General features: G+C 57.2%; 24 protein-coding genes. 21 read left to right on the plus strand and 3 right to left on the minus strand.

Annotated elements, in window-relative coordinates:
• Positions 1-297: RNA-guided endonuclease InsQ/TnpB family protein (locus HNR62_RS12085; RefSeq protein ID WP_204796347.1), on the plus strand; the 297-nt coding region annotated here is incomplete at its 5' end.
• A 39-nt stretch (positions 298-336) separates the two neighbouring features.
• Here HNR62_RS12085 and flgA read toward each other — a convergent pair.
• Entirely contained in the window at positions 337-1,011 is a 675-nt protein-coding gene (gene flgA / locus HNR62_RS12090; RefSeq protein ID WP_239552775.1) for a flagellar basal body P-ring formation chaperone FlgA, read from the minus strand.
• A 282-nt stretch (positions 1,012-1,293) separates the two neighbouring features.
• On the opposite strand from flgA, the gene HNR62_RS12095 reads away from it, so the two are divergent.
• From HNR62_RS12095 to flgL, 13 genes are all read left to right on the plus strand, one after another.
• Positions 1,294-2,208: a chemotaxis protein gene (locus HNR62_RS12095; protein ID WP_204796348.1), complete on the plus strand. Its 915-nt coding sequence runs from the start codon at positions 1,294-1,296 to the stop codon at positions 2,206-2,208.
• A 21-nt stretch (positions 2,209-2,229) separates the two neighbouring features.
• Positions 2,230-3,051: a CheR family methyltransferase gene (locus HNR62_RS12100; RefSeq protein WP_204796349.1), complete on the plus strand. Its 822-nt coding sequence runs from the start codon at positions 2,230-2,232 to the stop codon at positions 3,049-3,051.
• 92 nt (positions 3,052-3,143) lie between these two features.
• Complete coding sequence (gene flgB / locus HNR62_RS12105; RefSeq protein WP_204796350.1) at positions 3,144-3,545, plus strand: flagellar basal body rod protein FlgB; 402 nt, start codon at positions 3,144-3,146, stop codon at positions 3,543-3,545.
• Positions 3,542-3,961: a flagellar basal body rod protein FlgC gene (gene flgC, locus HNR62_RS12110; protein WP_204796351.1), complete on the plus strand. Its 420-nt coding sequence runs from the start codon at positions 3,542-3,544 to the stop codon at positions 3,959-3,961. The genes flgB and flgC overlap by 4 nt, the downstream gene beginning before the upstream one ends.
• A 16-nt stretch (positions 3,962-3,977) precedes the next feature.
• Entirely contained in the window at positions 3,978-4,676 is a 699-nt protein-coding gene (locus HNR62_RS12115; RefSeq protein WP_204796352.1) for a flagellar hook assembly protein FlgD, read from the plus strand.
• A gap of 9 nt (positions 4,677-4,685) precedes the next feature.
• A complete protein-coding gene (flgE, locus tag HNR62_RS12120; RefSeq protein ID WP_204796353.1) occupies positions 4,686-5,996 on the plus strand; it encodes a flagellar hook protein FlgE in 1,311 nt (436 codons plus the stop codon).
• A 187-nt stretch (positions 5,997-6,183) separates the two neighbouring features.
• Positions 6,184-6,927, plus strand: a complete 744-nt coding sequence (locus HNR62_RS12125) for a flagellar basal body rod protein FlgF (RefSeq protein WP_204796354.1) — start codon at positions 6,184-6,186, stop codon at positions 6,925-6,927.
• 11 nt (positions 6,928-6,938) lie between these two features.
• On the plus strand, positions 6,939-7,727 hold the full coding sequence (gene flgG, locus HNR62_RS12130; RefSeq protein WP_204796355.1) for a flagellar basal-body rod protein FlgG: 789 nt from the start codon (positions 6,939-6,941) through the stop codon (positions 7,725-7,727).
• A gap of 25 nt (positions 7,728-7,752) precedes the next feature.
• Positions 7,753-8,433, plus strand: coding sequence for a flagellar basal body L-ring protein FlgH (gene flgH, locus HNR62_RS12135; protein WP_204796356.1), 681 nt, complete (start codon positions 7,753-7,755; stop codon positions 8,431-8,433).
• 244 nt (positions 8,434-8,677) lie between these two features.
• Positions 8,678-9,781 carry a flagellar basal body P-ring protein FlgI gene (locus tag HNR62_RS12140; protein WP_204796357.1) on the plus strand — a complete coding sequence of 368 codons (1,104 nt, stop codon included), beginning with the start codon at positions 8,678-8,680 and terminating at the stop codon, positions 9,779-9,781.
• Between the two features lie 300 nt (positions 9,782-10,081).
• Positions 10,082-11,116 carry a flagellar assembly peptidoglycan hydrolase FlgJ gene (gene flgJ, locus HNR62_RS12145; protein WP_204796358.1) on the plus strand — a complete coding sequence of 345 codons (1,035 nt, stop codon included), beginning with the start codon at positions 10,082-10,084 and terminating at the stop codon, positions 11,114-11,116.
• 9 nt (positions 11,117-11,125) lie between these two features.
• Positions 11,126-13,048 carry a flagellar hook-associated protein FlgK gene (gene flgK / locus HNR62_RS12150; protein WP_204796359.1) on the plus strand — a complete coding sequence of 641 codons (1,923 nt, stop codon included), beginning with the start codon at positions 11,126-11,128 and terminating at the stop codon, positions 13,046-13,048.
• Between the two features lie 9 nt (positions 13,049-13,057).
• Entirely contained in the window at positions 13,058-14,314 is a 1,257-nt protein-coding gene (gene flgL / locus HNR62_RS12155) for a flagellar hook-associated protein FlgL (protein ID WP_204796360.1), read from the plus strand.
• Positions 14,315-14,592: 278 nt separating this feature from the next.
• Here flgL and HNR62_RS12160 read toward each other — a convergent pair whose 3' ends face one another.
• Together HNR62_RS12160 and HNR62_RS12165 are read right to left on the minus strand one after the other, a co-directional pair.
• The gene (locus HNR62_RS12160; protein WP_204796361.1) at positions 14,593-15,858 is read right to left on the minus strand and encodes a type II toxin-antitoxin system HipA family toxin; all 1,266 of its coding nucleotides are present in this window, start codon (positions 15,856-15,858) and stop codon (positions 14,593-14,595) included.
• Complete coding sequence (locus HNR62_RS12165; protein ID WP_204796362.1) at positions 15,851-16,165, minus strand: helix-turn-helix domain-containing protein; 315 nt, start codon at positions 16,163-16,165, stop codon at positions 15,851-15,853. Before HNR62_RS12165 ends, HNR62_RS12160 begins: the two co-directional genes overlap by 8 nt.
• 685 nt (positions 16,166-16,850) lie before the next feature.
• On the opposite strand from HNR62_RS12165, the gene HNR62_RS16325 reads away from it, so the two are divergent.
• The 7 genes from HNR62_RS16325 (at position 16,851) to fliE (ending at position 23,686) form a co-directional block, all read left to right on the plus strand.
• On the plus strand, positions 16,851-18,455 hold the full coding sequence (locus HNR62_RS16325; RefSeq protein ID WP_204796363.1) for a flagellin: 1,605 nt from the start codon (positions 16,851-16,853) through the stop codon (positions 18,453-18,455).
• 309 nt (positions 18,456-18,764) lie between these two features.
• Positions 18,765-19,160, plus strand: a complete 396-nt coding sequence (locus HNR62_RS12175; RefSeq protein ID WP_204796364.1) for a flagellar protein FlaG — start codon at positions 18,765-18,767, stop codon at positions 19,158-19,160.
• A gap of 11 nt (positions 19,161-19,171) precedes the next feature.
• Complete coding sequence (gene fliD / locus HNR62_RS12180; protein ID WP_204796365.1) at positions 19,172-20,557, plus strand: flagellar filament capping protein FliD; 1,386 nt, start codon at positions 19,172-19,174, stop codon at positions 20,555-20,557.
• Positions 20,557-20,904 (plus strand): hypothetical protein, encoded by a 348-nt coding sequence (locus HNR62_RS12185; protein ID WP_204796366.1) that lies wholly within the window; start codon positions 20,557-20,559, stop codon positions 20,902-20,904. Before fliD ends, HNR62_RS12185 begins: the two co-directional genes overlap by 1 nt.
• A 13-nt stretch (positions 20,905-20,917) precedes the next feature.
• Complete coding sequence (fliS, locus tag HNR62_RS12190; RefSeq protein ID WP_204796367.1) at positions 20,918-21,313, plus strand: flagellar export chaperone FliS; 396 nt, start codon at positions 20,918-20,920, stop codon at positions 21,311-21,313.
• Positions 21,314-21,708: 395 nt separating this feature from the next.
• Positions 21,709-23,196 (plus strand): sigma-54 dependent transcriptional regulator, encoded by a 1,488-nt coding sequence (locus HNR62_RS12195; RefSeq protein WP_204796368.1) that lies wholly within the window; start codon positions 21,709-21,711, stop codon positions 23,194-23,196.
• Between the two features lie 175 nt (positions 23,197-23,371).
• The gene (gene fliE / locus HNR62_RS12200) at positions 23,372-23,686 is read left to right on the plus strand and encodes a flagellar hook-basal body complex protein FliE (protein WP_204796369.1); all 315 of its coding nucleotides are present in this window, start codon (positions 23,372-23,374) and stop codon (positions 23,684-23,686) included.
• Positions 23,687-23,697 lie beyond the last annotated feature (11 nt).

Consider the following 23,697-nt stretch of genomic DNA (forward strand, 5'->3'; position numbering starts at 1 on the left):
TTCGAGTTCCGCCGCCAGCTCGACTACAAGCTGGCCTGGCAAGGCGGGCACCTGATAGCCGTGCCGCCGAAGAACACCAGCCGAACCTGCCCCTGTTGTGGGCATATCTCGGCGGATAACCGACAGAGCCAGGCGCTGTTTGTCTGTGTGGCCTGTGGGTTTGAGGAAAACGCCGATGTGGTCGGCGCGATCAATGTATTAAGGGCGGGACACGCCCGGTTAGCCTGTGAAGTGAGCGATGCATTAATGTCGCCAGCAGCAGGAACCCACCGAAGTGAGTTAAGCGCAAGCGTTTAACCGCAGTAGGAATCCTCGGCCATTAGGCCGAGGAGGATGTCAAAGTTTGACCTGCACTCGACCGGCGGCCATGACCCTGGCGGTAATTTCTCGACCCGAGTTGATATTGCGTACCCGAATGCTGTCATTAAAGCCACCGTCTTCCTGAGCCATGCCGTCGGTTTTCAACATCAATCCCCCCGTTTGCGCGAAGATGCCGACCTTGTCCCCCTTGCACACCACACAGAGCTGGCTGCTGCGAATGGGCTGGCCGGGTCGAAGGTCTCGTTTACTGCGGGCGCCAACCAGTTCCTCCGGTGAGCTGAATACATCGCCGCGCAGTAACACCTCGTCCTGATAATCCACCGTCAGATGCTGTGGCTGCAACAGGGTGTTGCGGGCAACGGGGTCGGCGGCGGTAACCACCGGCTTGAGTACCTTCACCCGCACAGGCACAAATAGATCCCAGCCAGGCTGCTCATGGCATTGAAGATAAACGTGGGTATTGCGGCGTATCTCGCCTGCTCCGCGAATATCGGCCGTCAGCTTGCCCAGGCACTCGGTCAAGGGCAGCCGGGTATCGATGCTGGCGGCCTTGACTTCCAGCCGATCGCCGGGCTGTAACGGTACCAAATCGCGCACATGGTCTTCGGCATAGTGGCGAAGTTCATCATGTACCGGCCCCTGGGCGTGTACTGGCCACGGCGAAATGGCCAGCAGTAATACCGGTAGCAACCAGGGCCACCTCCTGACGTTTACCTGCGACAATGTATGCCGACACATGTTAAAAAATGGCAAGTTTACCTTAAGCATTGCTACCTCATGGCCGATAAAGCACGTAAGCTGACTTCCGTTGGTGCCGGCCTTGGACAGGCGTAAGACAAGGCGGTATAACGCAAGCAGCATAAGCACGACTCAAGCAGAATAAGCACGACTCAAGCAGCATAATCTCAACTCAAGCAGCATAATCTTACAAACAAGCATAAAACATGCCATGGTAAAGATGGAGATAAGGCAATGGCGGGGATACTCGACTCGGTAAACCAAAGAACACAACTCGTCGGTCAGAATAGACTGGAATTACTGCTGTTCAAGCTGAATGGTCGTCAAAAATTTGGCATTAACGTGTTCAAGGTAAAGGAAGTATTGCAGTGCCCCAGGCTGACCCGCTTGCCACAGCGTAACCCCATGGTTAAAGGGGTGGCCAATATTCGTGGTCAAACCATATCCATCATCGATCTCAGCAAGGCCATGGGCGGCAGGCCCGTCGAGCAGACCGATAACAGCTTCGTGATTATTTCCGAATATAACCGCTCGGTACAAGGCTTTCTGGTGAATTCGGTTGAACGCATCATCAACGTCAACTGGGAGTCGATACTGCCGCCGCCCAAGGGGGCGGGACGCCTTAATTACATGACGGCGGTGACCGAAATTGACGGTGATCTGGTGGAAATTCTGGACGTGGAAAAAGTGCTCGACGAGATCTCGCCGGTCAAGAGCGTGGTAAACGCCAAGATTCTGGAGCAGGTTTCTCATTTAAATACCGCGCAGCAAAAACCGATACTGGTTGCCGATGATTCCTCCGTGGCACGCCGTCAAATCGAGAAAACCATGAACACCCTGGGGCTGGAATGCATCATTGTCGAAAACGGCAAACTTGCGCTGAACAAGCTCAGAGAAATGGCCGCTACCGGCCCCATCAATGAACAACTGTCGATGGTGATCTCCGATGTGGAAATGCCGGAAATGGACGGCTATACCCTGACGGCCGAAATCCGTAATGATCCCGCACTGAGAAGCCTGTATGTGATCCTGCATACCTCCCTGAGTGGTGTATTTAACAAGGCGTTGATTGAGAAGGTCGGGGCGGATAACTTTATCGCCAAATTCCACCCCGATGAGTTGGCATCTGCGGTGCAAAAAGCGCTGTAATAAAAGGTGTAAACAACACAGATGAATAACTTTACCGACCAGCAGTACCGGGTATTCTGCCAGTTTCTTGAAGCCGGCACCGGCATAGTGCTGGGCGATAACAAGCAGTACCTGGTAAAAAGTCGGCTGTCTCCGCTGTTGTCTCGCTTTCAGATAGGCTCACTCGGTGACTTGCTCAGCAAAGCCATGTCGGTCCGCGAACGGGAGCTGAAAACCGCGGTCATCGACGCCATGACCACCAACGAAACCCTGTGGTTCCGAGACAGCTACCCCTTTACCCAGCTAACGGACAAGCTGTTTCCGGAGCTGGCCAGGCCGGGCAAGCGCCTGAAAATCTGGTCTGCCGCCAGTTCTTCGGGGCAAGAACCCTATTCCATTGCCATGGCGGCGCTGGAATATCAGGCCCGGCGGCCGGGTGGTTTGCCGGGGCTGCAAATTGTTGCCACCGACATTTCCACCAGCATGCTGGAACAATGCAAAAGCGGCATTTACGACAGCCTGTCACTGGCGCGCGGCTTGTCACCCGAGCGACGCAAGCAGTTTTTCACGCCCCTGGAAGACGGCAAGATGCAGTTGCAGGCCAGGGTGAGAAGCATGGTCAGCTTTCGGCCCTTCAACCTGCTGGACAGTTACCTCCTGCTGGGCAAGTTCGATATTATCTTCTGCCGTAACGTATTGATTTATTTCTCTCCCGCGAATAAGTCCAAAATTCTCAACCAGTTTGCCAACAGTCTGAATCCCGGTGGCTACCTGCTGCTGGGTGCCTCCGAGTCGCTCACTGGCCTGTCTGACAAGTTCGAGATGATCCGTTGCAGCCCGGGCATCATCTATCGTCTCAAATAATGTATGGCATAACTCTTGCTTTGTTTTAGGCATAACCTCGTGGCCTGCGTTTTAGCCACGATATGGCGTCAACATAACGCAAGAGGTGTCAGGTGACGATTTCCTTCGACAAAGCCTTTGGTATTCATCAACACGCCCTGGTGGCCCGTTCCGAGCGGGCCGAATTGCTGGCCGGCAACCTGGCCAATGCCGACACTCCCGGCTACAAAGCCAGAGACATGGACTTTCAAGCGGCCCTGAACCAGGCGCAGACACATCAGGGCTTCTCGCTGAACCGCACCAGTCAGCAACATTTTGCCGTTGAGCTTGCCCCCTCCGGTACGGTACAGTTTCGCGTGCCCAATCAGCCGGATACCGGTGACGGCAATACCGTGGACGTGCAAACCGAGCGTAACAACTACATGGAAAACGCCCTGCAGTATCAGGCCTCGCTGGAATTTCTCAACGGCAAGATCAGCGGCCTGCTGAAGGCCATCAAAGGAGATTCAATGTGAGCCTGTTCAAGGTATTTGATATTTCCGGCAGCGCCATGAGCGCCCAGTCGGTGCGGCTCAATACCACCGCCAGCAACCTGGCCAACGCCGACAGCGTCAGCTCCAGCATCAACGAAACCTACCGCGCCCGCAAACCGGTGTTTGCCGCCGATCTGAGTCAGGCGCTGTCTGATCGTCAGCAAAGCGTCGGCGTCAAGGTCATGGGCATAGTGGAAACCGACAAGCCGCTGCTGAAGGAATTTCGGCCCGATCACCCCATGGCAGACAAAGACGGCTTCATCTACAAGCCCAACGTCAACGTGGTGGAAGAGATGACCGATATGCTCAGCGCCTCGCGCAACTACCAGACCAATGTGCAGGTGGCCGACGCCGCCAAGCAGATGCTGCAGCAGACCCTGCGGCTGGGCAAGGGGTAACAAGGGGTAATAAGTCATGCAGGTCAATAACGATTACCTTAACGGCCTCAAATGGCAGGGCGATCAAAGTCCGGCCGGCAAGGTGGATGGCAACAGCAAGGCACAGCTGGAGCAGGAAGATTTTTTTGCGTTGCTAACCCAGCAACTGGCGTATCAGGATCCGTTCAAACCGGCCGATAACGCGCAAATGGTGTCGCAAATGACCTCCTTTTCCACCTCCGAAGGCATCAACAACATGTCTCGGCAGCTGGCCGGTCTGAACGATGTCATGACCTCCAACCAGGCACTACAGGCCTCGACCCTGGTCGGGCAGAAGGTATTGTTGCCCAGCAACCTGGGATACTGGGATCAGACCGAGCCGGTAGAAGGTGCCATTGCGGTCGGGGAGGGGGCGCAAAACGTCAAGGTGCGGGTCGAGGATGAAAAAGGCCAGTTGCTCCGTGAAATCAGCCTGGATGGCTCGAAACGAGGCAATGTGCCCTTCAGTTGGGATGGACTCAAGGACAATGGCGAACCGGCCCCGGTGGGCATATATCACTTCAAGGTCAACGGGCTGGTAAACAACAAGCGGGAAGATCTGAATGCCCTGATGTTTGGCCGGGTAGGCAGCGTCACCCTGGGGAGCGGCGAGACACCGACGCTGGTCAACCTGTCTGGCCTGGGGGGCATCCCCTTGAGTCAGGTTCTTGAAATTGCCGGTCGTAAATCGGCGTAAGGAGCAAGCATGTCTTTTAATATCGCCCTCAGTGGTGTCAACGCGGCCCAGAAAGATCTGGATGTCACTGCCAACAACATCGCCAACGTCAATACGGTGGGTTTCAAGGAGTCCAGGGCCGAGTTTGCCGATGTGTATTCCAACTCGATTTTTTCCAATGCCAGAACTCAGGTCGGGAGTGGCGTGCAGACGGCCACTGTGGCTCAGCAGTTTCATCAGGGGGGGCGGCTGTCCACCAATAACGCATTGGACATGGCCATTAACGGCAATGGCTTTTTCGTGATGTCCAACGAAAGCGGTTCGACAGACAGAACCTTCACCCGGGCCGGCGCCTTCAGCCTGGACGATCAGGGGTTTGTGGTGAACTCCCGGGGAAATTACCTGCAGACCTTCGCGGTGACAGAAAGCGGCACACCGGCGTCGCTGTCTCTGAATGCCACCAAACCGTTGCAGATACCCGAGCGGGCCGGCATTCCGAAACAAACCGACACCGTGAACGGCAGCATGAACCTGCCGGCCAAGACGCCGGGACTGGATCCTGCCGCTTTTGATCCGACCGATGCCAAGACCTACAGCTCATCCACCTCGGTGACCATTTTCGACTCGCTGGGTGAGCCTCACACCCTGACTCAGTATTTCGTCAAAAGCGGCACTGATAACGAATGGCAGATGTTCGCCTATGTGGATGGTCAAAACGCGCTGGGGGTCGTTACCGATCCGGATACTGGCAACCCTGTACTAACGGATCCGGCAGATCCAACCTCGACGACCCGGCGCACGTTGGACTTGACGTTTGATGCGAATGGCAAGATAGCTTCTCCCGACCCGGCTCGTATCGACACCATTGGCCTTGATTTCGAGAATGGCTCCGATACGGCGCAGGTTATCGACATCGGCTTCGACAGCATTACCCAGTTTTCGGCTCCCTTCGAGGTGGGCAGGCTGACCCAGGATGGTGCCACCGTGGGCCGCCTGACCAACATAGATGTAGGGCCCGATGGCACCGTGGCCGCGACCTACAGCAACGGCACCATCGAAAAGCTGGGCATAGTGGCCATGGCGCGCTTTTCCAACGAACAGGGTCTGAGCCAGATTGGCGATACCCAGTGGCGCGAGTCGCTGTTGTCGGGCGAAGCGATCGTCGGCCAGCCCAATACCGGCACCCTGGGTAAAATAGACTCATCCAAGCTGGAGCAGTCCAACACCAACCTCACCACCGAGCTGGTGGACCTGATTACCGCCCAGCGCAATTTTCAGGCCAATTCCCGGGCACTGGAAGTGAACAGCACCCTGCAGCAGACCATACTGCAGATCCGCTAACTCAAATCGTGAGGGGTAAGGAGTAAGGGGGGAGGTGGTCACCCCCTCACTCCTTACCCCTCACGGTGTTTTAATGGCATTAATTTTGCAGATTAATTTTGAAGATAATTCTGCAAAATAGTGTGTACCCTCGCTGACGTTCAGCATCAATCAGTACTTATTCGGCCACAGCGGCGACGGAGCTGAAATGGATCATTTGCTTTATATCGCCATGTCTGGCGCCAAAGAAAACATGCACAGCGTGGCCCTGCGTGCCAACAACCTGGCCAACGCCAATACCACCGGCTTCAAGGCCGATATGGAGCAGGCCCGGGCCATGCAGGCCTTTGGCGAGGGGCTGCCCAGCCGGGTGTTTGCCATGGCCGAGCGGCCGGGGCAAAGTTTTGCCGCCGGTCCCATTCAGTCCACGGGTCGGGATCTTGACGTTGCCGTGGCCGGTGACGGCTGGCTGGCGGTCGAGTCCAAAGACGGCTCCGAGGCCTACACCCGTTTCGGCAGCCTGCAGCTGTCTCCCGAGGGCCTGCTGCAAACCGGCAACGGCCTCAATGTGCTGGACGACAACGGCGGCCCCATCTTTCTGCCGCTGCCATTGGAAAAAATGGAAATCAACAAGGACGGCACCATTTTTGCGTGGCTGGAAGGCGAGCCCGCCAACGGCGGGGCCGAGTTGCAACGCATCAAGACGGTGTTGCCGGATAACGGCGACATCGAAAAAGGACTGGATGGCCTTTTTCGTCGTAAAGACGGTCAGGCCGAGGCCCCCTCGGCCCAGGTTCAGCTGATTGCCGGTGCCCTGGAAGGCAGCAACGTCAACCCGGTGGCCGAAATGACCCACCTTATCGACTTGCAGCGGCGCTTCGAAACCCAGCTGAAGATGATGAATCACGCCGAAGAGAATGACAAAGCCCACGCCCAGCTGCTGCGCATCTAAAGGAGATTGCGATGAACCCCGCATTATGGATTAGTAAAACCGGCCTCGATGCCCAGCAGACCAATATTTCGGTCACCTCCAACAACCTGGCCAACGCCAGCACCGTCGGCTTCAAGAAAGGCCGGGCCATCTTCGAAGACCTGCTGTATCAGAACATTCACCAGCCCGGAGGCCGCGCCACCGCCGACAGCAATCTGCCATCCGGCCTCATGCTGGGGGCGGGCAGCAAGGTGGTGGCCACCCAGAAAACCTTTACCCAGGGCAGCGTGCAAACCACCGACAACGCCCTGGATGTGATGATTGATGGCCGTGGCTTCTTCGAAGTCATGCTGCCCGACGGCACCACCGGCTATACCCGTAACGGCCAGTTTGCTCTTAACGAAGAAGGCACCATCGTCACCCCCGGCAACGGCTACCCCTTGCAGCCGGAAATGCAGATTCCCGACAATGCCCAGAGCATCAGCGTGGGCACCAACGGCGAGGTGTCGGTACAACTGGCCGGCCAGGCCGAATCCCAGGTGATTGGCCAGCTTATTCTGACCGACTTCGCCAACCCCGCCGGCCTGCAACCCAAGGGGGAAAACCTCTACCTGGAAACCCAGTCCAGCGGGGTGGCGCTGCAGGGCATTGCCGGGGCCGACGGCTACGGCACCGTCAAGCAGGGCATGCTGGAAACCTCCAACGTCAACGTGACCGAAGAGCTGGTCAACCTGATCCAGGCCCAGCGGGTGTACGAGATGAACTCCAAGGTGATCTCGTCGGTCGATGAAATGATGGCCTATGTGAATCAGCAGCTGTAACGGCTCTTTAAACAGGGTGACTGTAATGCGTAGCATCATGATGGCCTTGGTTCTGGGGCTTGGCGGACTGGCGGGCTGTACCAGCACCCCCTATACCCCCAGGCCGGACGATCCGGCCTTTGCGCCGGTGATCCCCAGCCTGAACGAACGGCAGCTGGAGCCCAACGGCGGCATCTTCAGGGACAACTACGCCAACAGCCTGTATTCCGACATCAAGGCGCATCGGGTGGGCGATATCATTACCGTCGACCTGGCCGAGTCTACCCGTGCCCAGAAGCGCGCCACCACCCAGCAGGGCAAAGACGCCAGCCTGAACATCAACCCGCTCGGCCTGGGTGGCACGCCGGTCAACATCGGCGGTTATCCGCTGCAGGCTTCCATGTCGAGCAGCAACGAGTTCGACGGCCAGGCCAACAGCAACCAGAGCAACAGCCTGCAGGGCAGCATCACCGTCAGCGTGGCCCGGGTGCTGGCCAACGGTAACCTGCTGGTGCAGGGCGAAAAGTGGATCATGCTGAATACCGGCGAAGAATACGTGCGCATCAGCGGCATGATACGGCCGCAGGATATCGGTGCCGACAACCGGGTGGAGTCGACCCGGGTCGCCAATGCCCGCATCTATTACGGCGGCACCGGCGACTTTGCCAACACCCAGACCCGTGGCTGGCTGGCCAGGTTTTTCAACAGCCCCTGGCTGCCGTTTTAAATTCGTGAGGGGAAAGGGGTGAGGCGTGAGGCGTGAGGCGTGAGGCGTGTAGGGTCGAATTCATTCGACCGCTGTTGACCTTGTTTTGCTCCCTCCCCTTGGCCTCGAATGGTCAGAATAACGGCGGGGTGCAACGCAAGGGGAGGGTTGGGGAGGGGTTACTGCCTGTCTCCGCCGTCATCCTGATGAACATCAGGATCTCGTTTTCAGGTTTTGTTTATCGCTTTGTTGTCAGGAGAAATACATGAAGCAGCTCACGGCTATATTACTGAGCTTCACCTTGCTGACGGGTGCCCTGATTCCCGCCCAGGCGGCCCGCATCAAGGACATCAGCTCGGTGGCCGGCGTGCGCGCCAACCAGCTGGTGGGCTATGGCCTGGTGGTAGGCCTGCCCGGTACCGGCGAGCGTAACAACGCCTTTGCCGCCCAGACCTTTCGCACCATGCTCAACAACTTCGGCATTATCGTACCCGACAACCTGCAACCCAAGATGAAAGACGTGGCGCCGGTGGCGGTGCATGCCGAGCTGCCGGCCTTTGCCAAGCCGGGCCAGACCATCGACATTACCGTGTCTGCCATCGGCGAGGCCAAGAGCCTGCGCGGCGGCACCCTGCTGCAAACCTTCTTGAAAGGGGTGGACGGCCGGGTCTATGCCCTGGCCCAGGGCAGCCTGGTGGTGGGCGGCCTGGGTGCCGAAGGCACCGATGGCTCATCCGTCATGGTCAATATACCCACCGTCGGCCGCATTCCCGGCGGTGCCATGGTGGAGCGCGAAGTAGAAAGCTCCTTCGGTCGCGGCGACACCATTACCTTCAACCTGCATCGCTCCGACTTTACCACCGCCAAACGCATGGCCGAGGCCATCAACGACGTGGTAGGCCCCAACAATGCCCAGGCGCTGGATGCCACCTCGGTGCAGGTTTACGCGCCGCGGGATCCGGGCCAGCGGGTGAGTTACCTGTCTACCCTGGAAAACCTGATCGTGGACGTGGCCGACGAAGCCGCCAAAATCATCATCAACTCGCGCACCGGCACAGTGGTGATTGGCCAGACGGTACGGCTGAAACCGGCGGCCATCGCCCACGGCGGCCTGACCATTACCATTTCGGAAAACCTTCAGGTCTCCCAGCCCAATGCGCTGGCCGAGGGCGAAACGGTAGTGGTGCCCAACAGCAACATCAACGTCGAGCAGCAAGACGGCCGCATGTTCAAGCTGGACACCGGCACCACCCTGGATGACCTGGTGCGGGCAGTCAATCAGGTCGGCGTGGCGCCCGGTGACCTGGTCGCCATCCTCGAAGCCCTGCGCCAGGCCGGCGCCATACAAGGCGAGCTGGTGATTATTTAATTGGATGTGAGGAGTGAGCAGTGAGGTCTGGTGCGATAAAGCGACACCCCCACCCAGCCTCCCCCTGGCGAAGCGCCCTCGTTATGCCTGTGGCGCCATAGCCAAGGGGGAGGAGCGGTTCGGCTCAGGCCCAACAAACCGGCGCTTTTTTGCTCCCTCCCCTTGGCCCCAGGTTGCCAGAATAACGCCGGAGTGCAACGCAAGGGGAGGGTTGGGGAGGGGTTACGGCAGGACCCCGATTTTAGACTCAGGTTTTACTGACAGCTTAACGCTTACCGCTTTGTTTCAAGGAGCAACAGCATGAAAGGCATCGACTCATTCAACAACAGCCTGCTGGTCAACGACATTCAGGGGCTGGACAAACTACGCCGGCAGGGCTTTGAGCAAGACCGCGGCAAGGCATTGGACGAAGCGGCGCGCCAGTTCGAGAGCCTGTTCACCCAGCAGCTGTTCAAGTCGATGCGTGCCGCCAACAAGGTGTTCGAGTCCAACAGCCCCATGAACAGCCGTTACACCCAGTATTATCAGGACATGCACGATCAGCAGATGTCCGCCGAACTCAGTCGCCAGGGCAGCCTGGGGCTGGCCGATCTGGTCGTCCGCCAACTGGGCGGCGAGCCCAACAAGGTGGCGCCCCCGGCCCGGCACTTCGAGCTGACCGACGTACGCCGGGTGTCCGGCAAGGTGGTGCGGCCGCCGGGGCAGAGCGCGGGCGAAGCGCCAGATACTAAACCGGACTCGAAACAGGTGGCAGAACAAGCCGCAAAACAGGTCGCAAAACAAGCCGCAGAACAGGCGCGGCCGCCACTGCAGGCCGCCGCTAACAGCCCGGATACCGTTACCTATAACGCAAGCCAGCCGTTCCGCTCCCCCCAGGACTTTGTGCGTCGGCTCATGCCCGCCGCCGTGGCGGCAGGAAAACGCCTGGGCTTGCCGCCCGAGGCCATGCTGGCCCAGGCGGCATTGGAAACCGGCTGGGGCAAGAAGATCATCGGCCAAAAAAATGGCGACTCCAGCCATAATCTTTTCGGCATCAAGGCCGATAACAGCTGGAAGCAGGCAAAAACCTGGGTCAATACCCTGGAATACGAGCAGGGCATAGCGGTAAAGGTGCAGGCGCCGTTTCGGTCATACGGCTCCTTCAACGACAGCTTCAACGATTATGTCGACTTTTTGCATGACAATCCGCGTTACGGCGAGGCATTGCAGCAAACCGACTCGCCCCGGCACTATTTCGAGGCATTGCAGCAGGCAGGCTATGCCACCGACCCCAAATACGCCGACAAGCTGAGTGCCGTTCTCAATACCGTAACCCGACTGGCATCACAAGCATAAGGACACACCATGGCTGTTGATATGTATCAAACCGGCGTCAGCGGCCTCATGGCCGCCCAGGCCCAGCTGGCCACTACCGGCCATAACATCGCCAACGTCAATACCGAGGGCTATCACCGCCAGCGGGCGGAGCAGATGACCGAAGGCAGCCTCTATGTCGGCGGCCAGTTTTACGGCACCGGCACCCGGGTAACCGATGTCACCCGACTGTATCAGCAATACGCCTTCAAGGACGTGCTGGTCAACGGCACCGAGCAGGCGGGCGCCCAGGCCTTGTATGAGCAGCTCAACTACCTGAATGGCAGCGTCAACGACATGGGCAAGGCGATGATCCAGAGCCTGGACTCGCTCTATAAAACCATCGACGCCTTTACCGACAACCCCGGCGATCTGGGTAACCGGCAGCTGTTTCTGGCACATGCCAAAGAAGTAGCGTCCGGCTTCAATACCATGTACGGCAACCTGAACCAGCAGTATTCGGTGAACAGCCAGGACATTGCCAGCCGTGCCGACCGGGTGACCGAGCTGGCGGCCGGCATTGCCGACCTTAACCAGGAAATCATGAACGCGGGGCAAAACGGCTCGCCCAACGATCTGCTGGACCGGCGCGACAAACTGATCGGCGATCTGGGGCAGGAGGTGCACATCACCACGGTGGCCGAGCCCGGCGGCGTGGTGTCGGTGCTGCTGGGCGGGCGCGATTCCCTGGTCAGTGGCAGCCGGGCGCTCGCCCTGGAGGCCAGAGCCGGCAATCCGGACCCGCAGCAGACCGAACTTTACCTGGGCACCCCGGGCCGGGCCGACGCCGCCACCCGGATAAACGGCCACGAGCTGGGCGGCAAGCTGGGCGCCACCCTGACATTTCGCGACCAGGTGCTGGCGCCCACCCTCAGCGACATAGGCCGCACCGCCATGGGCCTGGCCGACGCCTTCAACCGGGTGCAGCGCCAGGGGGTGGATATGAACGGTGTGCCGGGGCGGGACCTGTTTACCGACATCAACGCCCCCGGGGCCCGTGCCGGGCGCTTTTTTACCAGCAATACCGATGTCGGCGGTGAAGTGACCATCACCGACACCGGCAAGCTGACCGGCAGCGAATACCGGCTGGACTATAAAGACGGTGCCTATTCCATTACCGATCTCGGCTCGGGTAAGAGTACCGACCTGGTGCCCGATGCCGACGGAAAACTGAATGTCGATGGCTTTTCATTAACCCTGACCGGCACCCCCGCCAATGGCGATGCCATGCTGATCCGCCCCAGCCGCAACGGCGCCGCCGATCTGGCCGTGAGCCTGCACCAGCCCGAAGGGCTGGCCGCTTCCAGCCAGCTGATGGCCATCGCCCACAGAGACAACACCGGCACCGCCCGGCTTGGCATGCAGATAACCGATGCGGCGGGCGACGACCTGCCGACCAGGGGCGATCCCCTGGTGGTCACACTGGATGATGCCGGCGCTTATCAGGTGTTCAGAAAAAGCGATCCCGATACCTCGCTGGCCAGCGACACTCTTGACTCTGCCAATCCGGTCATCACGCTCGATGGCCTGACCATCGAGGTGTCCGGCAAGGGCGGCAGCCCCGGTGACCGCTTTGAAATAGAACAGGTCAGCGGCGCCGGCAACAACCTCAACGCCCAGGCCTTTGGCGAGTTGAAACAGAAAAAATGGCTCAACGGGGGAACCGCAACCCTGGAAGGAAGCCTCAATCAGACCCTGGTGGGCGTGGGGGGAAAAACCTATAACCAGAAAATAAAAGCCGACACCGCCACCGCCGCCCTGGCCCAGTCGCAAAACCGCATGCAGTCGCTTTCTGGCGTCAATCTGGATGAAGAAGCCGCCAACCTGCTGCGTTTTCAGCAGGCCTACATGGCCTCCAGCCGGGTGGTCTCGGTGGCCAACGAGCTGTTCAATTCGCTGCTGCAAATCCGCTAAGGAGCCCCCGTGCGCTTGTCTACCTTTCAGTTTTATCAGAACAACCTGAACAACATCACCGGCAAAAGCGGCCAGGCCAGCCAGCAGCTGGACAAACTCTCGTCCGGAGTACGGGTGCAAACCGCCGCCGACGACCCCATTGCCGCCCACGGCATTCTCGGCTACAAGCAGGAACTGAACAGCATTGCCCGCTATCAGAACAACATCAGCCTGGCCGAAAACCGGCTGCGACGGGAAGAGGGGCTGCTCACCAGCGCCGAACACCTGGGCCAGCAGGCCAAAGAGCTGATGCTAAGGGCCAACAGCGGCGCCGTAACCACGCAAGACAAGGCGGCCCTGGCCGCCGATCTGGACAGCCGCATCGACGAGTTGCTGGACTTGGCCAACAGTCGCGACGAGTTTGGCCAGTATATCTTTGGCGGTTTTCAGACCGACAAGCTGCCCTTTGTGCGCGATGCCGACGGCAGCGTCCGTTATCAGGGCAGCGGCGGTCAGCGCGAACTGGCCATCGGCGACAACGTCAAGGTGGGGCTCAATCACGACGGCCGCCTGGTCTTTGGTCAGGTGCCCAACCCCAAAGGCGAGGTGACCCTTGATTACAGCGGGCTGCAGGGAGGCGTGCGCGAGCAGACCCTGCTGGTAAGCCGGGCGACCGTCAGCGAGGCGGCCGGTTTTAATGACGATGCCCAGCCCTATACCCTCACTTTTAGAGAGAACGCCGACATGATGGAAGTGACGGTGACCGACAAGGATGGCAATGCCCTGCAGGATGAAAACGGCGACCCGCTGCTCACCCAGCCTTATCAGCCGGGGCAAAGCATTAACGCCGGTGGCATCACCATGACCCTGACCGGCGAGGCCAAAGCCGAAGACGTGATCACCCTGAACGTCAACGAGGACGATATCGACGGTCGGGGCACCCTCGGCGTGTTCGACAGCCTCAATCGTGCCCTGGGCTGGTTGCAGCAAGAGGGCAACACCGCCGGTGATCAGAGCGAGCTGGCCGATATACTCGCCGAAATGGACGCCATGGGCAGCCACTTTACCCGGGTGCGGGCCGACACCGGCATTCGCCTGCAGCGGCTGGACAACCAGAGCGCCCACCATGCCGACATGAGCCTGACCATCGACAAGGTGCGCAGCGGCATGGAAGACCTGGACTACGCCCAGGCCATTGGCGAGCTCAACCAGACCATGGTGGCCCTGCAGGCCAGCCAGAGCGCATTCGGCAAGCTGCAGGGCATGAGCCTGTTCAATTACATCTGATGAAAGGCGTGAGGAGTGAGGGGAAAGGCGTAAGGCGAACGAGACAAGGCACCGTCTTTTGCTAATCTGCCACGGGGCGTTTGCGCAGGTCGAATTTATTCGACCGCGTTAAACCGGGTGCCCCCCGCTTCGGTTGGCACCGCACTGCTCCTCCCCCTTGGCAGCGGACCAGCAGGCATAACGGCGGGTTTTCGCCAGGGGGAGGTGGGGAGGGGGTGTCGATGTTGACCGGACCGCCGAACATGCCAATATTCTGCAGCAAGCCGAGATGAAATAGATCATTTTTTAAGCCGGTTAATGTTGTCGTTAATGCGGCTCTGAATCAGCTGCAGTGTGTCTTGGCTTATATGGCCATCAAACATACTCTTCGCCTTGCGACTGAAGCCGGCAGCCACGTCACAATACCGGTCAATAACATCGGCTGCCTCACGAGAGGATAACTCGGCTTCTTTAACGCCGAGCGACAGCATGTTTTTGCGACTAACATGCAGCGCCTCTCCCATTATGTCCATCTGATGGTAACCGCCGGGGCCTTCACAAAAGGTGACGTCATACGCGGGAGCCAGGCTCCACTGGCCATTGGCCGACATGATATAGGCAAAGTTTTTAGGGTGGTCATCGCGGTTGTTGAATACCACATTGAACACAGCTCGCTCAAAAGCACTTGTTTTTTCACGCATATCATTGGTGCATATTTGAGTCGCCCGCAAAAAATTGGCGTAGTCTAATGCCCCGGGAGCTTGATAGTCAGCACCTGTAAAGGCGGCAAGACTTTGCATGGGAACTCGTATGTTGCCTTGTCGATCAAAGCGTTTGGTTGCAAACGCGGCCTGACCATTCGGCAAACTAAAATACAGGGTGTCAGGCGTATTAATACCGCACTCGCGCAAGCATGAAGAATAGACGGCTTCAATGGCACACACTTCCGGATGTTCTTCTCTAGCAGGAAACTTAATCAACCAAGCCTCTGAACCCGGTACCTCAATCGTGCTGAAAACACCATTTTCAGCACGGCGGTAGAGCAATACTTTGGGTCTTGCACCTTGCGGGGAGCCGCCCATCAGCATCAGTTTCTGCAAAAATTCTCCACCCTCGCCATCAAGCACGGTCTGTACGTCTGCCGATAATTTCTCGAGAGTCACATCTTCAATCGTAGTGGGGGCTTCTAACGAAACAGGCTTGAATGACATGGCTCCCATGGCATTAGAGCCTATATAACCTAGCCGCTCCAGCGGGCCGATGCGCGCAGAATTAAGGCCATTACGCTTGAACAGGCGATCCATTAGCAACATGCCCCACCCATCCGGCAAGGCATCATAAACCGGACCGGGTAAGTTCATTTGATGAGCAGGGAACGCCTTGCGTAACTTGGGACCCTGTAAAGGCAGAAGATAAGACGATAATTCATAGCCTTTATTGATTGCCTCATCGCTGTATTCGAACAAAATCAAAGGGCGACCGGTGAGGGCGGTGGACGAAACCAACGTGCCCCAATGCCAGCATTCGCCCCAGCCTTCATAGTAAACCTTTATTTGCTCAGCCATTTTTGGGCTTCCTCTTGGCACGATGGCGCTTGGCACCGGCTTCGTAACGGCGAACATCATCCAGGCTATCCAGTTTGGGCTTGAATAACTCTTCCAGCTCGTTAAGCCGCCCCAGCACCATCGCCACCCGGATCACCGTCTCGAAGGTGACATTCTGGCCATTTTCCAAATTGGACAAGGTGTTAACACCAACGCCGGCACGAGCAGCCACCTCTGCCTGGGTCATCTGCCGGGTCAGGCGCTCTTTGCGCAGCCGCTCACAAAGCAGTTCGGTAACCTCACTGGGTTTGGTGAATATTAAATCCATCTTAATGTGCCTTAAGTTTTCTTTTTCGACATAACACCCAATATTATAGAGTTAAACTAAGGTGCATGCCACGGTGAGGCTGCCCAACGCTGTCGCCTCCTTCGGCACGCTACGGAGATGATCCCCGTAGGCGCCCATTCATGCGGCGCAACCCCGTTGCCAGATTAAACCGGGGGCTTATCATCGGACAAAGGGCCCGCTCCGCCGACTCGCTTCAAGCACATCCATGTGACGCTCAGCACATGACATCCCTGTCATGTGATGGTCGGCTGAGCTGCTCCCTTTGTCCTCATCGAAGCTCCGGAGTCGCCTGTTGGTGATGCCAACAGCGAGCTCCTGCGTCTGAAGAGACAGCAGGGATTGCCTCAAAAGCGCCATCAGACGAATCGACATTGTGCGGCATGACACCAATGCCGCATTTACCGATGGTTTGCCTGACCGCTTACAGCTTGAGGCTTACCGCTTTCTTTTCCCCTAAAGCTCTCCCGCTTCCCGCCGATACCCATTTGTAACCGGACGGGACTTTCGGCGGCTTTCTTGGTAGTAAAGCGGCAACGTCAAAACCGCGCACAAAAAGGTTAAAGTTGTCGAAAACCCCGCCGATAACCGTATTAGTAGACACAAAAAAACAAGCAAGCACACTACCGGCGGTACGCCGGCACTGAACCCTTACGGAGATTCGATTATGGCGATTACTGTTAATTCCAACATTTCGGCCCTGACTGCCCAGCGTAACCTGAGCAACTCCAGCAATGCCCTCACCACGTCCATGGAACGGCTGTCTTCCGGTAGCCGCATCAACTCCGCCAAGGACGATGCCGCCGGCCTGCAGATCGCCAACCGGCTGAACTCCCAGGTTCGTGGCCTGGGCGTGGCGATGAAAAACGCCAACGACGGCATCTCCATTGCCCAAACCGCAGAAGGCGCCATGCAGGAGTCCACCAACATACTGCAGCGCATGCGGGATTTGTCTCTGCAGGCGGCTAACGGTTCCAACTCCAAGGGTGACAGGGTGGCGATGCAGAAGGAGATCAGTTCGCTGCAGTCGGAGCTCACCCGTATTGCCGAGAGCACTTCTTTTGGTGGAAAAAAATTGTTGGATGGTTCTTTTGGTTCACAAAAGTTTCAGATAGGTTCTAATTCCAATGAAACATTGGGTCTCAACCTTGCTTCTGTGAGTGCAGATAAAATTGGCATGAATGCGAAAGGAGTAACTGGCTCTAGCATTGGAAACATTGGCATAGCAGGTGTCCGTACATCTTCACTTAAGTTTGGTACCGGTGATGCGCTGCAGGTAAGCTTGGGCTCAAAAACTGAAAATATTTCCTTGCGCGATGGGATTAGTGCAGCGGAGCTTGCTGGCGAAATTAACAGTGTTGAAGGGTTAAGTGGCGTTGGAGCGAAAAACGTAACCGAACTGCAGATGGGAACTAATACAACTGATTCAGATACCGTTGACCTTTCCATTAATGGTGTATCCATTTTAAGTGGGTTTAGTCTTGCTACTGCTGCGGATGTAGACACTGCAACCGGTGCGCTTTATACAGAAATAGCTACTAAAACAGATGCTTTGGCTGAGCTTAAAGAACAGGGAATAACTATTACTCTCGAGAATAATAGCGGTACTACTGCGGACAACCGTATTATCATTACAGACGCGAATGGCGAAAATGTAGATATCTCCATGAGCATTACCGGTGGGTTAACAGATGGCGCTACTGCTACCATTCAGTCACGTGATGAGGATGGTAGTACAACTGGTTCAGCGTCTACAATAACTTCTGCTGCCAGCACAGCAACGGTTACAAATAGTGGTTCTTCTACCGTTACCACAACCGGTTTTGTTGATTGGAGTACTGCTGCCGTTGATAACAAACACAGTCTGTTAAATGTGAAAACGGTCAAGGATGGTACGGCTTCAGGATTTAATACTGCTGCAATCAATAATACAGCAACCCTGACTGCTGCCACGTTGAGAGGCGTTGATAAGATCGATATTGGTACCAGTGGTGGGGCACAGAGTGCTCTTGATGTGATTGATGCCGCCATTGGCCAAATCGACGATCAACGTTCAGATCTAGGTGCCTTCCAGAACCGGTTGGGCAGCACCATCAACAACCTGGCCAACGTGCGCGAGAATGCCGCCGCCGGTATGAGCCGCATCATGGACGTGGATTTTGCCCAGGAAACGGTCAACCTGACCAAGCAGCAGATACTGCAGCAGGCCGGTACCTCCATTCTGGCCCAGGCCAAGCAACTGCCCCAGGCGGCATTGTCGCTGCTGGGTTAATCGGCAACTAAAGGCCACTAAGATAACAAGGGGGCGGCGACGCCCCTTTTGTGCCACCTGATAAGATTGCAAAGCAAAGCATCGAGTGTGAACACTGAGGAGTGAGGAGTGAGGAGTGAGGAGTGAGGAGTGAGGAGTGAGGCTTTCTTTACCCCTAACCCCTAACCCCTAACCCCTAACCCCTAACCCCTAACCCCTAACCCCTAACCCCTAACCCCTAACCCCTAACCCCTAACCCCTAACCCCTAACATCATTTTTTGCTTTGTGGTCTGTGCGCGCATTCGGCGCGCTCAACAAGGAGCCATATCATGGACATACCTTCTTCCGCCCCTCGCCCTGCGTTGACGTCCGGCGAGCAGGGCACGGCAAAGCCGGCGGCACCGGCCGCCCAGGCCCAGGCTCAGGCTCAGGCCCAGGTTGAAGCCACCCAAACCGCCCAGGCGGTGCAGGCCACGGAGCAAACCCAGGCTGCAGATTTGTCGCCCGACCAGCTGGCGCTGATGGCCGAAGAGATGCAGACCTTTATCGGCAGCTTCAATCGCAGCCTGCAGTTCAAGGTGGACGAAGACTCGGGCCGTAATGTGGTGACGGTGCTGGACGGCGACACCGGCGATGTGATCCGCCAGATCCCCAGTGAAGAGCTGCTGGATGTCATTAATCGGCTGAATGAGGCCAGTGGCGGCCTGCTCGATACCCAGGCATAGGAGGCAGCACCATGGGCGATCTTAAATTACCCGGCGTCGGCTCGGGTTTCCCGATTCAGAACTTCGTCGATATTACGGTGCAGGCCGAGCGTGCGCCCAAAGAGCAGCAACTGGCACGCCGGGCTAACGATATAGAGGTGCAACTGTCCGCTTACGGCGGACTGAAAGGGGTGCTGGACGAGTTCAAGACCTCGCTCAAAAAGCTGGGTGAAGAAGAAGCCTTTCAAAAGCGTTCCACCAGCTTGAGCGAAAGTGGCTTCGTGAGTGCCAAGGCCGACAAGAATGCAGTGGCGGGTAGTTATAACCTGCAGGTCATTCAGCTGGCGCAAGCACACAAGTTGGGCTCGGAGGCGGTTGCACCCGATAAAGCGCTGGGCTCGGGCAGCCTCACGCTGGGGGTGGGTGATGAGTCGTTTATCGTTACTATCGATAAAGACAAAAGCTCGCTGGCCGAGGTAGCCGCCGCCATCAATAACGCCGAAGACAATAAAGGCGTTCGCGCCACCGTGATTACCGACGATGGCGGCTCGCGATTGGTCTATTTTTCCGATAAAACCGGTGAAGATAACCAGATTTCCGTTGTTGCCAGTAGTAACAATGATGGTGAAGACGGCAATAGTCTGGCCGCCCTGGGGGTGACCAATGAAATTCAGGCCGCCCAGAATGCCGAAATCACCATAGATGGCGCTCTCGTTACCAGTCAGAGTAACGAAATAAAGGATGCCATTGCCGGCGTGACCCTGGATGTTAAAAAAATAAACGATCCCGCCGGTGACAAGCCCAATACCAAGCTGACCATTGGTTATGACAAAAATGCGGTTGAAACCAATCTGAAAGGCTTTGTCGAGTCGTTCAACAAGGTGGTTAATACCATTAACCAGCTCAGCCGTTATAACCCGGAAACCGAACAGGCCGGGCCACTTAATGGTGACGGTACCGCCCGTAATCTGAACTCGAAAATTCGCCAGTTGTTGAGCGAGTCGGTAGAAGGGGCCGTGGCACCGATTAAAAGCCTGACCGATCTTGGCATTACCAGCAAACAGGACGGTACCGTAGAGCTGGATGACGACTTACTGAAAAAACAGCTAACGGATAACTTCGAAAAGGTGGGCTTGTTATTTTCATCGGAAAACGGCGTCAGCAACAAGCTGGATACCCTGATGGAAGAATTTGTGGGTAAAGAGGGCATACTGACCAACAAAAACGAATCCTTGAACGAGCAGATGAAAAAACTGGAAAAAGAAGCCGATAGCTTTTCCGAGTACATGGTGAGTTTTGAAGAGCGTACCTATAAACAGTTTTCCGCCATGGACATGGCGGTCGCGCAAATGAACCAGCAACTCAGCTCGGTGATCAGCGCCTTCGAGAACATGCCCGACTTCAGTGGTAAAAAATAATGACTCTGCTTGAAGAATTACAACAGCTGGACGAGACGCTGCTGGCCGAATTTGCCGACCCGGCGCTATTGCAGGCCGACACCATTGAACAGCGGCTGGCGGAGCGGGCCCGGTTATTGCAATCGCTTATGAATACTATGAATACTATGAATACTATGAATACTATGAATACAAAGAGCACGAGCACAGACATGCTCGATGCCGAGCAGGTGAGCGAGCTGATTGAACGCTCGCGGCGGCTGGCCCGGCAGGCAGAGTTCAGTCGAACGGTACTGGCAGAAAAGCTGGCAACAATACAAAAAGGTCGGCGCTCGGCGCGGGCCTACGGTGACGTTAAAAAAAATTAATCAGGAGAAAATCATGCGCGGCTCCCTTAAGGCCTATAAATCGGTAGCGGTAGACAGCCAGCGAGACATCGCCAGCCCCTATCGCGTAGTACAAATGCTGTTGGCGGGCGCCCTGGAGCGACTGGCCAGGGCCCGCACTGCCATAGAACAGCAAAACATCAGCCAGCGCGGCGAGCTGATCGGCAAGACCATTGCCATTATTCAGCAACTGCAGGCCTCGCTGGACATGGATGCCGGTGGCGAGGTGTCTGCCAATCTGGATAAGCTGTACGACTTCATGGTGCGCGAGCTGATGCTGGCCAACAGCGAAAGCAGCAGCGAACGGCTGGAAGGCGTCAGCCGCCTGCTGCGCGACATCAAGGAAAGCTGGGATGCCATTCCCGCCGCCCAGCAGCAGGTGCCAGCCTAAGCCAGCCGGCTGTCACTGTCGGGGCAAAAACGGGGATCGGGCATAAGGCCCGGTCCCCGTTTTTTTGTGCTCGTCATTGCCCGCCGCCGCCGTTGGCGCGGCTTTGTTCAGGCAGGCACCCGGTGTCATAATTTTGCCAGCCTTCTCGTATATTATGGGTGACAAGCTTTTGAGTTGATGGAAACACCGCCATGCTGCCCGGTAAATTGGATCCGGATCACCGATAACGGCCTGGTTGCGACCTTGTCTGTCGGGTTTTTTTGACGCTCGTGTCAGAATTACGTCTGGTATGGCTTCAAACCGGTATAGTCACGGTGCTATGCTGTGGCCCGACTCGGGTTAACCCTAGACCCAAAAATATTAATAACTAACTGAATAGCAAGGATATATACCCTATGGGCTTTAACGGCTGCGTCTTGATTATGGATCAGAACCAGGAGCGACGATCAAGGCTGGAAGCCATTCTTTCCTTCATGCAGGTGGCATGGCGCAGTGGCAGCAGGGCCGATGATCTGGCCTGGTTGGAGAGTCAGCCGCAGAATTTGACGGTGCTGGTGGGCGACATCGAGGCTTCCCTGTCGCAACTGCTGAACCGTTTTCCTCATCATGCATTTATTAGCCTCGGCCATATCGACCATATAGACAAGCTCGACAAGCAAGCGGCCGAGGCCGACAACCTGCTGGGTACCCTGAGCGAGCTGACCTATGGCGAGCTGACCGGCTTGCTGACCCAGGCACAACACTGGCAGCCGGTGCGGCAGTCCGGTGAGTGGGATGAGGGGCTGCAGCAATTGCTGATCGGCGACAGCGCACCGATGCAGGCGGTGAAGACGCTGATCCGTCAGGTAGCGGCCAAGCCGGCCAATGTGCTGTTGCTGGGCGAGTCGGGCACCGGCAAGGAAGTGATTGCCCGCGCCATTCACGCCTTGTCGGCTCAGGCCAAGGGGCCCTTCGTGCCCATCAACTGTGGCGCCATTCCCGCCGAACTGCTCGAAAGCGAGCTGTTCGGCCACGAAAAAGGCGCCTTTACCGGGGCGGTATCGTCGCGCAAGGGTCGCTTCGAGCTGGCCGAGGGCGGCACCCTGTTTCTGGATGAAATCGGCGACATGCCGTTGCCGATGCAGGTCAAGCTGTTGCGGGTGCTGCAGGAGCGTACCTTCGAGCGGGTGGGCGGTACCCGCTCCATCAGCGCCCGGGTGCGGATTGTTGCCGCCACCCATCGGGATCTGGAGCAGATGATTCACGAGCAGCGCTTTCGGGAAGATCTCTATTACCGTCTGAATGTGTTTCCTGTCGAGGTGCCCGCCTTGCGCCGGCGGCAGGACGATATTCCGGCGCTGCTGAACGAGCTGATCGCTCGTCATCGGGTGACTCACGGGGCCGAGTTGTCCTTTTCACCGGATGCCATCGCCTCGCTGCAGGCCTGGCACTGGCCGGGCAATGTGCGCGAGCTGTCCAACCTGGTGGAGCGGATGTTTATTCTGTGCCCCAATCGGGTGGTGCAGCCGCAAGATCTGCCGGCAAAATACCGGTTTCCGACTGACGCACAACTGGCCGACAAGCCCTTCGACGAGCTGGACGAGCGCGATGCGCTGTCGTCGATATTTCAGACCCATGATGGGGCCACCGAAGACGAAGCCGATTTTTTCGATTTTCAGGCCACCGACGACATGGCGCCGGAAGAGCCGGAGCCGGTGGCTCCCTCGCTGTCGCCAGAGGGCATCAACCTCAAGGCCATGCTGGCCAATATCGAGATGGACATGATTGGTCAGGCGCTGGAAGTGAACGAAGGCATAGTGGCCAGGGCCGCCGAGCACCTGGGCATGCGCCGCACCACCCTGGTCGAGAAAATGAAGAAATACGGTATTAACCGTGAGCTATGAGCTATGAGCTATGAGCTATGAGCTATGAGAAAGAGAGCGTGAGGGAAGGCGGAACAGAAAGCCTTAAGCTGCCTACCCGGCGGCCCGCATTCGTACCCGCAAGCAGATAAAGATAGACTGGCCCGTCGTTTGCATTATGATCTTCACGCTATTTAATTGACTGAGGATGAGCGGGATGGACATTAGCGCAGCCGGACTATTAACAGAGATGCAGGCCGTCAAGGGCGAACTGCAGCCGCTGACGCCAGCCAATAGCGCAGCCCCGCACCAGGATTTTTCCGCCCTGCTGACCCAGGCGGTCAACAAGGTCAATGACCTGCAGCAAGGCACCGATAGCCTGCGCACCCGCTTCGAGCTGGGTGACGACTCGGTCAGCCTGGAGCAGGTGATGATTTCGGCGCAAAAGTCGAGCCTCGCCTTCGAGGCCACCGTACAGGTGCGCAACAAGGTGGTGGAGGCCTACAAGACCATTATGAACATGCCGGTATGAGGACTTGATGG

The sequence above is a fragment of the Oceanisphaera litoralis genome, assembly GCF_016907015.1.
GTDB classification, from domain to species: domain Bacteria; phylum Pseudomonadota; class Gammaproteobacteria; order Enterobacterales; family Aeromonadaceae; genus Oceanimonas; species Oceanimonas litoralis.

Coding starts and splice junctions, on each gene's coding strand:
- HNR62_RS12095 (WP_204796348.1), top strand. CDS start 1,294: ATGGCGGGGATACTCGACTCGGTAAACCAAAGAACACAACTCGTCGGT.
- HNR62_RS12100 (WP_204796349.1), top strand. CDS start 2,230: ATGAATAACTTTACCGACCAGCAGTACCGGGTATTCTGCCAGTTTCTT.
- HNR62_RS12115 (WP_204796352.1), top strand. CDS start 3,978: ATGCAGGTCAATAACGATTACCTTAACGGCCTCAAATGGCAGGGCGAT.
- flgE (WP_204796353.1), top strand. CDS start 4,686: ATGTCTTTTAATATCGCCCTCAGTGGTGTCAACGCGGCCCAGAAAGAT.
- HNR62_RS12125 (WP_204796354.1), top strand. CDS start 6,184: ATGGATCATTTGCTTTATATCGCCATGTCTGGCGCCAAAGAAAACATG.
- flgG (WP_204796355.1), top strand. CDS start 6,939: ATGAACCCCGCATTATGGATTAGTAAAACCGGCCTCGATGCCCAGCAG.
- flgH (WP_204796356.1), top strand. CDS start 7,753: ATGCGTAGCATCATGATGGCCTTGGTTCTGGGGCTTGGCGGACTGGCG.
- HNR62_RS12140 (WP_204796357.1), top strand. CDS start 8,678: ATGAAGCAGCTCACGGCTATATTACTGAGCTTCACCTTGCTGACGGGT.
- flgJ (WP_204796358.1), top strand. CDS start 10,082: ATGAAAGGCATCGACTCATTCAACAACAGCCTGCTGGTCAACGACATT.
- flgK (WP_204796359.1), top strand. CDS start 11,126: ATGGCTGTTGATATGTATCAAACCGGCGTCAGCGGCCTCATGGCCGCC.
- HNR62_RS12160 (WP_204796361.1), bottom strand. CDS start 15,858: ATGGCTGAGCAAATAAAGGTTTACTATGAAGGCTGGGGCGAATGCTGG.
- HNR62_RS12165 (WP_204796362.1), bottom strand. CDS start 16,165: ATGGATTTAATATTCACCAAACCCAGTGAGGTTACCGAACTGCTTTGT.
- HNR62_RS16325 (WP_204796363.1), top strand. CDS start 16,851: ATGGCGATTACTGTTAATTCCAACATTTCGGCCCTGACTGCCCAGCGT.
- HNR62_RS12175 (WP_204796364.1), top strand. CDS start 18,765: ATGGACATACCTTCTTCCGCCCCTCGCCCTGCGTTGACGTCCGGCGAG.
- fliD (WP_204796365.1), top strand. CDS start 19,172: ATGGGCGATCTTAAATTACCCGGCGTCGGCTCGGGTTTCCCGATTCAG.
- HNR62_RS12185 (WP_204796366.1), top strand. CDS start 20,557: ATGACTCTGCTTGAAGAATTACAACAGCTGGACGAGACGCTGCTGGCC.
- fliS (WP_204796367.1), top strand. CDS start 20,918: ATGCGCGGCTCCCTTAAGGCCTATAAATCGGTAGCGGTAGACAGCCAG.
- HNR62_RS12195 (WP_204796368.1), top strand. CDS start 21,709: ATGGGCTTTAACGGCTGCGTCTTGATTATGGATCAGAACCAGGAGCGA.
- fliE (WP_204796369.1), top strand. CDS start 23,372: ATGGACATTAGCGCAGCCGGACTATTAACAGAGATGCAGGCCGTCAAG.